Annotated in this window: 10 protein-coding genes; all 10 read right to left on the bottom strand. The window is 53.8% G+C overall.

What is annotated here, in order from left to right; genetic code table 11:
• Nucleotides 1–167: 167 nt before the first annotated feature.
• The 10 genes from U8U68_RS12270 to U8U68_RS12225 all read right to left on the bottom strand — a co-directional run bounded on the left by U8U68_RS12270 (nucleotide 168) and on the right by U8U68_RS12225 (nucleotide 6,563).
• Complete coding sequence (locus U8U68_RS12270) at nucleotides 168–641, bottom strand: hypothetical protein (protein ID WP_322201185.1); 474 nt, start codon at nucleotides 639–641, stop codon at nucleotides 168–170.
• 17 nt (nucleotides 642–658) lie between these two features.
• Nucleotides 659–1,216: a hypothetical protein gene (locus U8U68_RS12265; RefSeq protein WP_322201183.1), complete on the bottom strand. Its 558-nt coding sequence runs from the start codon at nucleotides 1,214–1,216 to the stop codon at nucleotides 659–661.
• Nucleotides 1,217–1,326: 110 nt separating this feature from the next.
• The gene (locus U8U68_RS12260; protein WP_322201181.1) at nucleotides 1,327–1,620 is read right to left on the bottom strand and encodes a 23S rRNA methyltransferase; all 294 of its coding nucleotides are present in this window, start codon (nucleotides 1,618–1,620) and stop codon (nucleotides 1,327–1,329) included.
• Between the two features lie 507 nt (nucleotides 1,621–2,127).
• Complete coding sequence (locus tag U8U68_RS12255) at nucleotides 2,128–2,541, bottom strand: hypothetical protein (RefSeq protein WP_322201179.1); 414 nt, start codon at nucleotides 2,539–2,541, stop codon at nucleotides 2,128–2,130.
• On the bottom strand, nucleotides 2,541–2,687 hold the full coding sequence (locus U8U68_RS12250) for a hypothetical protein (RefSeq protein ID WP_322201177.1): 147 nt from the start codon (nucleotides 2,685–2,687) through the stop codon (nucleotides 2,541–2,543). The genes U8U68_RS12255 and U8U68_RS12250 overlap by 1 nt, the downstream gene beginning before the upstream one ends.
• 8 nt (nucleotides 2,688–2,695) lie before the next feature.
• On the bottom strand, nucleotides 2,696–3,007 hold the full coding sequence (locus U8U68_RS12245; RefSeq protein ID WP_322201175.1) for a hypothetical protein: 312 nt from the start codon (nucleotides 3,005–3,007) through the stop codon (nucleotides 2,696–2,698).
• A gap of 13 nt (nucleotides 3,008–3,020) precedes the next feature.
• Nucleotides 3,021–3,989 (bottom strand): N-acetylmuramoyl-L-alanine amidase, encoded by a 969-nt coding sequence (locus U8U68_RS12240; protein WP_322201173.1) that lies wholly within the window; start codon nucleotides 3,987–3,989, stop codon nucleotides 3,021–3,023.
• A 1-nt stretch (nucleotide 3,990) separates the two neighbouring features.
• On the bottom strand, nucleotides 3,991–4,242 hold the full coding sequence (locus tag U8U68_RS12235) for a hypothetical protein (protein WP_322201171.1): 252 nt from the start codon (nucleotides 4,240–4,242) through the stop codon (nucleotides 3,991–3,993).
• Between the two features lie 440 nt (nucleotides 4,243–4,682).
• Nucleotides 4,683–5,681: a hypothetical protein gene (locus U8U68_RS12230; protein ID WP_322201169.1), complete on the bottom strand. Its 999-nt coding sequence runs from the start codon at nucleotides 5,679–5,681 to the stop codon at nucleotides 4,683–4,685.
• 9 nt (nucleotides 5,682–5,690) lie between these two features.
• Nucleotides 5,691–6,563, bottom strand: a complete 873-nt coding sequence (locus U8U68_RS12225; RefSeq protein ID WP_322201167.1) for a hypothetical protein — start codon at nucleotides 6,561–6,563, stop codon at nucleotides 5,691–5,693.
• Between the last annotated feature and the right edge of the window lie 7 nt (nucleotides 6,564–6,570).

The raw sequence follows: 6,570 nt of genomic DNA, 5'->3' as shown, positions 1-6,570 counted from the left end.
ACAGGCCAGCGCCAAAATTTTTCAATGGCGGTGGCTTGGTTTTCTGTACCCTTTTTGCGGCGACTATAAAATCCCGCTTACCTTCAATTTGGCTCTTGACTTTTATTAGCAGGTCTTTACAAATAGTATATTCTTTTTTTCAGGGATTTGCAAGGGCTTTGGCTGTATCAGGCTGCATTTTCCTCCAGGTCGCCGGGCTCAACACGCCAAAGCTCGTCTGTTAGGTCTTTCAGCGTGCAGGCCACGCGGGGGCACCTCTCTGGAGACTCGGCGGGCAGGATTTCAATGCCCAGCGCCAGCACCTTTCGGTAGACATTCTCACAGCAGAAGTATCTGCCCCGGCTGTCGTTTCTCAAGTGGGACAGGAAGAAGTTATTGTGGTCCACCCCAGCGCGGCGGATGCCGAAAATCTCCACGGTATAGTAAGGCTCTGTGACAGGACGGGGTTCCAGCTGCTTGCGAACCATATCCCAGCTGATAATGAAATCGCTGGCGAAGCGCTCACAGAAGCGGCCCACGTCTTGGATAAGACGCGTGATAATGTTGGACAGGTTTAAATTGTCCAGGGTTCCGGTCTCAGTACAAAGTATGCGCTCACACTGCTCGAAGTTGCGGACGATAATCTGTGGGGTAGGTTGCAAAGATTTTCCTCCTTTCATCAGGCCAGCAGGCCCTTGCCCGCTGGCTCCATAACGCGGTGGGGTATCTTCTTCACTTCCGTGTACTGGCCGGGGGCATAGTGCTCCAGCATGAAGACAAAGCCCTCCCGCAGCCGGTCGCAGGTCTTGTCAAAATCCTGGACCAGCTCCACCCGGCCGCGCAGGTCCTGCATATCCCAGCCGGCAAAGTCCTCGTACATGTCGATGGAGCGGCCGGGATAAAGTGAGTAAGTGCCGTCCTCGTTTGCCTCCGCCTCGTACAGCACCAGGTAGCCGCTGCTGCGACCGTTGAAGCCGATATGGTAGCCGGTGCGCTGGTAAAAGTCCGAGACAGTACGGGCAAAGAATATGTCCCAATCGGGAGCCTCCACCTCGCCGCTAGCCACGTCATAGGCCAGGTCTTGCAGCTCGCTGGGGATATCCAGGTTCGGCACCTTGACGTCGTTGGCATAGGACGTGGAGCGGTTCCAGGAGTTCATGGTGTTGTAGCGGTAATGCTGGGTCAGGAATCCGGTCATGGCTGCCCGGCTGCGTCGGTTGACTTTCTGGTAGAACATGCTGCTCATCTCCTTTCGCTGGCCGGGGCCAGCGGCATTTCCCGCCACCCTTGGCATCGGGAGATGCAAAAAAGCCACCCCGGCAGCAAGTCCAGGATGGCCTCTTTCCACTATTCCTTTTCTATCAACCCGAACCAAATGAACGCCTCGCGGATAGCCGCCTCTTTCTTTGGGGCCAGCTTTGGGGCAGGCTGCCCTTCGGCATCTCCATACCCCTTATACTTCGTCTTGGCAAGGCCGCAGAGTTCCTTGGTCTGGGATATGGCAAGATTGCTGACATGGATGCCATACCGCTCCTTGACCCATGCCTGGATGTCCTTGTAGGTGGCGCGTTTCGTCTGTAAACGCGTTTCGCCCTCATAGCCGTCTATCTCGACTATAAGGGCGAACACGTTACGATACACCGCCAAACTAATCCTTGACGTGGTGTTCGTATACCTAGCGTTTGGTGGAGATGGCGGGATTCGAACCCCCTTTTCAATCAGCCAAAACCCCAGTATTTATGCGGTTCTTTGGATTGATTGAACACTTTATTGAACACTTTTACCGTGATGAGGCCCCGGCGCATAGCGTCAGGGCCTTTTCTTTTTGCCTATATTTCCTTGCCATCCGGGAACACAAAATCAAAGAGAGCGTTAGGGGAAAATTTTCTGTTGACAAATCTTGGCCTTTTTCGTATAATATTAACACGGCGTTGCGAGGCACAAAACCAAACATAATAGAATGTTGTGTGAAATCTTAGTATGATATTTCAAATCGTTCCGGGTGGTCTGAGCCGGATTTAGAAGAAATATGTTTTTTGCCATCGGGATTTTTCCATGCAAAAGAGTCATTGCCTAATATCATGTCTCTTAAATAAAAAAAGCCCCCGGCCCTCCCAATTGGGGAAAGCCAGGGGCTTTTGTGTTTGATTATGCGCTCAGTGTCAAGGTGCCCACACCCATCTTCTGGTTGCGAACTTCGGCCTCAATCAAACCCTCCAAATAGCGGTCTAATGGCCCATAAGCGGCCTCTAAAAAGTCCTTAGCTTCCTGAGTCAGCAGAACCTTTGCCTGGGCAATGGCCACTTTGAGAGCCCATTCCTGGTTCTCTTTTGTGAATTGCCCGGACTTTTTCAGCTCGTCCACGTACTTTTGACTGGTGAAAGTCACGGCGTTAGCCACCGCATCAGCCACGGCCTCCAGGACCTTTTTCGCCGTCTCGTTTTCGGACTTCTGGCCCAAATAATTGCTCAAAGCTTTGATGCCTTTGCCAACAAAAGCCGCCAAAACAGGCACGGCGGCCACCAGAACGGCTTGCAATAAAGTGGTCAAAAATTCATTCATTATGCTTCCTCCTTGAGTTCTGGAAAGACTGGTTTACCGCAGAAAGAGTCCGGTTCATCCGACAAAGGGATGCCCATTTCCTCCGCAAGTTCGCAGGCTATCCTCATTAATTCTTCATCGTTTACAGTTATTTTAATGTTTTTCATGTCAAGTTTTAGCCCATCGGGCCGCCGTTTTCATCGGCCAAAAACCCGTTTGATTTCGCGCTTTCAAAGGTAATCCCGCCCTCTTTATGGTCAGATTTCGCCATATTAAGATAGAAACTGCACACCACGCCGTGGGCCGTCCACGGCAGGCCAACCATAGCGGAAAGCCACGGTAAAGAGCCCACATAGCCGTTGTGGATGCAGTAGGCCGCCAGCAATAATCCGCCAATTGTCACGGCCCAAAGCAGCCAGCGAATATCGGAAATCAGCTGCTTAGAAAAGTCCGGGCGGGACTTTATTTTTACAACTTTTGCCCTCATATGCGCGGCCATTTCACAGTTTTCCCATAGCCCGCTTGACCATCACAGCGGCCTTACATTCGCTTTTTGTGAGGCTCAATTTGCCGTCTCCCGTACCGTTAATGACACCCTTTTCCACCAACTCGCGGATGTCCTCACGCCAGTAGGAGGGTACTTCTTCGATGGTGTTGTAGGTGGGGTTTATCTCATCGTACATCTTCTTAAATTCTTTGCCGGTCATGATGCTTTCCTCCTTTGCCGCCGGGTCTTTCGCCGACGCAATTTTATTGATGTAGTCGAGGCACACCCAGCCCTCGCCGCAGTAGCCCCAGTTTCCATCTTCTTTGGTGATAGTCAGCACCGTGCCGTCCTCAAAAGCCTTAATTACCGAGCCGCTAACCGGGGCCGTGCGGCAGTTGAGGCCAACATCGGCATTGACCTGCCCCTGATATGCCTTGAAGGGCCCTGCGGGAGCGCCGCTGAGTTTCTGGTTCACCTCTTTGGCGATCTGCCCCAGCCGGTTATAGATATAATCGCCGGGACAGGACTTGTTTTCGTAGTCCCTATGCACCGTCAAATTGCAGCCGTTCAGATGGTTCACGCGGGTGATTTTGTCCGTGGACCACACCAGTTTTTGAATGCCATTGCGCCTGCAAATGTCCGCACACAGCGCAATTAAAGACTTCCAAACGTTGGCGTTAATGGCGTAAGGATAAAACCCATCACTGGCACACTCTATGGTAATTGCACGGTTATCGTTCTCCCAGCTGGAGCTGCACCAGGAGCGGTCAGCCTCGTCAACAACGGTGCAAATGCGCCCATCAAAGCCGATGCCGTAGTTGCAGCTTGCGCCCTTGGACTCCCTGCTGAACTCATTGCAAAGTGCTTCCACGCCCATCTGACCGACCACACAATGGATGGTAATTGTGTCGATTTTGTGGTTCCTGGGACTGTTGCGATTGGGGCTAATCAGCCTCATACAGCTGAGATTGCTGTTGCTCATCCTACTTTCCTCCCTTGTGAAAATCCTCCAAATCGTCGATGCGATGGTTGGCAACCCGGATTTTTTCCTCCTGTAATTCTGTGCGTTCTTCCAGCTGATAGGTGCGTTCGATCAGGTTATTGTGGGCCTGGACCTTCTTTTCCAGCTGCTCCAAGCGGTACTGCGTCAGCCGGGAAGAGGCCAGCACGCCGCAAAGAGAGCCGACGCCGGACCCCAACAGGCCAATCAGCGCCACAAGAACCGCGTCATTCATAAAAACACCGCCTTTGCAAAAAATAAAACCCCAGCCTTGCCTCTTGACAACGCTGGAGCTTGTGGTATAATAAGCATAAAGAGGGCTCTGCCACATGGCGGTCAACCCTTACCTTCTAGCTAAAAAGTTAGCCGTCCGGGGGTGAACCGGGCGGCTAACACGCTTTCATAGGTGCTAAGTACGAGAGCAGTATTGCTACCGCTAACAGTATCAGCACGAACCGCAGGACTCGCGTCCAGCGTATTCTTCCCATAAAGCGCCACCTCCCTCCTTGTGAAAGTCGGGAAAGTGTATCACCCCCTCTCTATCGGGGATGAGCTAACCGCCTTTTATGCGACAACGTCCTCCGCCCCCGGCTGGGGGCGCTTTTATTATACCATTCTGGGGAAATTTGTCAATTCTTTTGAATCAAGAAATTGGAGGGATTTGTTCTTTTGTGGCTATACTTCTGGCCCGGCGATATATGTTCCATAAATCGCGGATACAAACTGGTGATTCACCGTATTAAATAGCCCAATTTTGTTATCTGCCAGCCGTTTGCACGGGATAAAATCACCCTTCAATTCGTCCTTCACATAGATTTGCATGGAGTATAGCCGCATGGGATAGGTGTAATAACCCGATGAATGATTCACATATTCGCCAATATATAACATGACGTTTTGGCTATATCCCGTGCTGTAGGATGATGTGTCAACCACCGTGTCTCCCACAATGATTTTTCCGTTTTGCGGCGCAAAATCGATCTGAACTTTCTTGTTTGCCTCAAATGTGTATGCAAATTTGTTGGAAGCAGCACTGTCTCCGCTTGTCCTTCCCGAGCGCCACCATAGCCCGATTGTGTTGAATTGGCTGGAATTGAAAAACTGCCGCAACTGCACTTCAAAAGAATAACCTGTCGCGTTTTTGACATGACCTTGAAAAATCATATATGTGGTTTGGGACCCTTTTTCAAGGGGCATCATTTCCATTACAACTCGTGTGGCTCCTGTTGTTGCGCTGATGCCAGTAATGCCGGTTGTGGTTTTTGACAGCTCCACATATTCCAATTCAACATATTCCTCGGGCACTCGGGAAGTGAGGCTAAACGCCTTTTCATACCCCGTAATCACCTCCAATTCAGAGCTCTTTTCCACCCCATTCAGCGTGCCACTGATGGTCCAAATTCCCGGACTTGGAAGCGTCAAAACCACGTTCCCCGTGTCGCTAACAAGGCCGCTTATCGTCTCGTCACCGAGAGTGGCGGTAATGGTTGCGCCAACATCGGCTGTCACCCTCAGCGGCACCGCAAACTCCCCGCCCGTCTTAATCGCCCGAATGGCCTCTTCCAAATGCGCCGAGTCCCGCAGCTCCGGCAGCTGGGCCCCCAGCTCCCCGCAGGCCGCGTAGGCCCTGGCAATGTTCGCCGTGATTCGCCCGATCTCCGACTGGATGCTCATGCCGCTGCCTCACACCGCCGCCAGGGCTTTTGCGATATCATCCGTCAGGCTCACCGTGCCGCCCCGGGTGTACCCCGCTGGGATAACCACGCTGGTCACCGTCAGGCCGTCCAGGCTGGCGGTGGCGTCGCCGTTGTCGGGCATGGTCCCGGTGAGCTTCTCTCCGCCCGCGTAGGCGGTCCTTTCCGCCAGAATGTGCCCCGCCAGGGCCGTGGCGTCCGCCGTGTCCGCGTACTCCTTGGGAATGCTCTCCACTGTCACCGTGCCAAGAACCTTCCCCTCCGTGGCCTGCACCACCTGGGCCGCTTTGGCCGGGACCGCGCTCTTGTTCTCGGGAACGAGCTTCACCAGCCCCTGGCCGTTGTGATAGCCCTCCGGAATGGCGAAGCTGGGGGTCTCCGCCGTCAGGGTCTTGGCGGCGGCGCCGTGGTTCGGCATGGTTCCCGCCGCCACCTTGCCGGTGGAATCCACAAGCACCTTGCCCGTCAACACGTCCCCCGGCCCCGCCGTCACGGCGCTGACGTTCTGGTACACCTCCGGGATGGGGGCCACCGTCACGTCGGAAAGGCCGTAGTAGCCGGAATCCGGGGTCACGTTCTGCTGAAGCTTGGTAGGCGTAACGCTTTTAGACTGCAGGCTGTAGTTGCCGCCTCCCGCCACCCCGGAGACCGTGCCGCTGCCGTTGTGGTAGCCCTTGGGGATGGTGTAGGTGTCCCCCTCCTGGACCGTGGCGGACACGGCCCCCTGGTTCTCGATGCCTTCAATGGCGGCGGCCAGCTGGTCTAAGTTGGCGGTGCTCTGGGCCAAACCCAGCTCGGTGGCCTTAGCCCGGATGGTGTTCTTGTCGGTGGTAATGCGGGCGATCTGCTCCGCGATATTCATGCTGATG

Source organism: Acutalibacter intestini, assembly GCF_034334985.1.
In the GTDB taxonomy this organism is placed as follows: domain Bacteria; phylum Bacillota; class Clostridia; order Oscillospirales; family Acutalibacteraceae; genus Acutalibacter; species Acutalibacter intestini.
Note: the sequence above shows the minus strand (reverse complement) of the source record. Positions and strands in the feature narration are given on the sequence as shown.

Coding starts and splice junctions, on each gene's coding strand:
- U8U68_RS12265 (WP_322201183.1), bottom strand. CDS start 1,216: ATGTTCTACCAGAAAGTCAACCGACGCAGCCGGGCAGCCATGACCGGA.
- U8U68_RS12255 (WP_322201179.1), bottom strand. CDS start 2,541: ATGAATGAATTTTTGACCACTTTATTGCAAGCCGTTCTGGTGGCCGCC.
- U8U68_RS12250 (WP_322201177.1), bottom strand. CDS start 2,687: ATGAAAAACATTAAAATAACTGTAAACGATGAAGAATTAATGAGGATA.
- U8U68_RS12245 (WP_322201175.1), bottom strand. CDS start 3,007: ATGAGGGCAAAAGTTGTAAAAATAAAGTCCCGCCCGGACTTTTCTAAG.
- U8U68_RS12240 (WP_322201173.1), bottom strand. CDS start 3,989: ATGAGCAACAGCAATCTCAGCTGTATGAGGCTGATTAGCCCCAATCGC.
- U8U68_RS12235 (WP_322201171.1), bottom strand. CDS start 4,242: ATGAATGACGCGGTTCTTGTGGCGCTGATTGGCCTGTTGGGGTCCGGC.
- U8U68_RS12230 (WP_322201169.1), bottom strand. CDS start 5,681: ATGAGCATCCAGTCGGAGATCGGGCGAATCACGGCGAACATTGCCAGG.
- U8U68_RS12225 (WP_322201167.1), bottom strand. CDS start 6,563: ATGAATATCGCGGAGCAGATCGCCCGCATTACCACCGACAAGAACACC.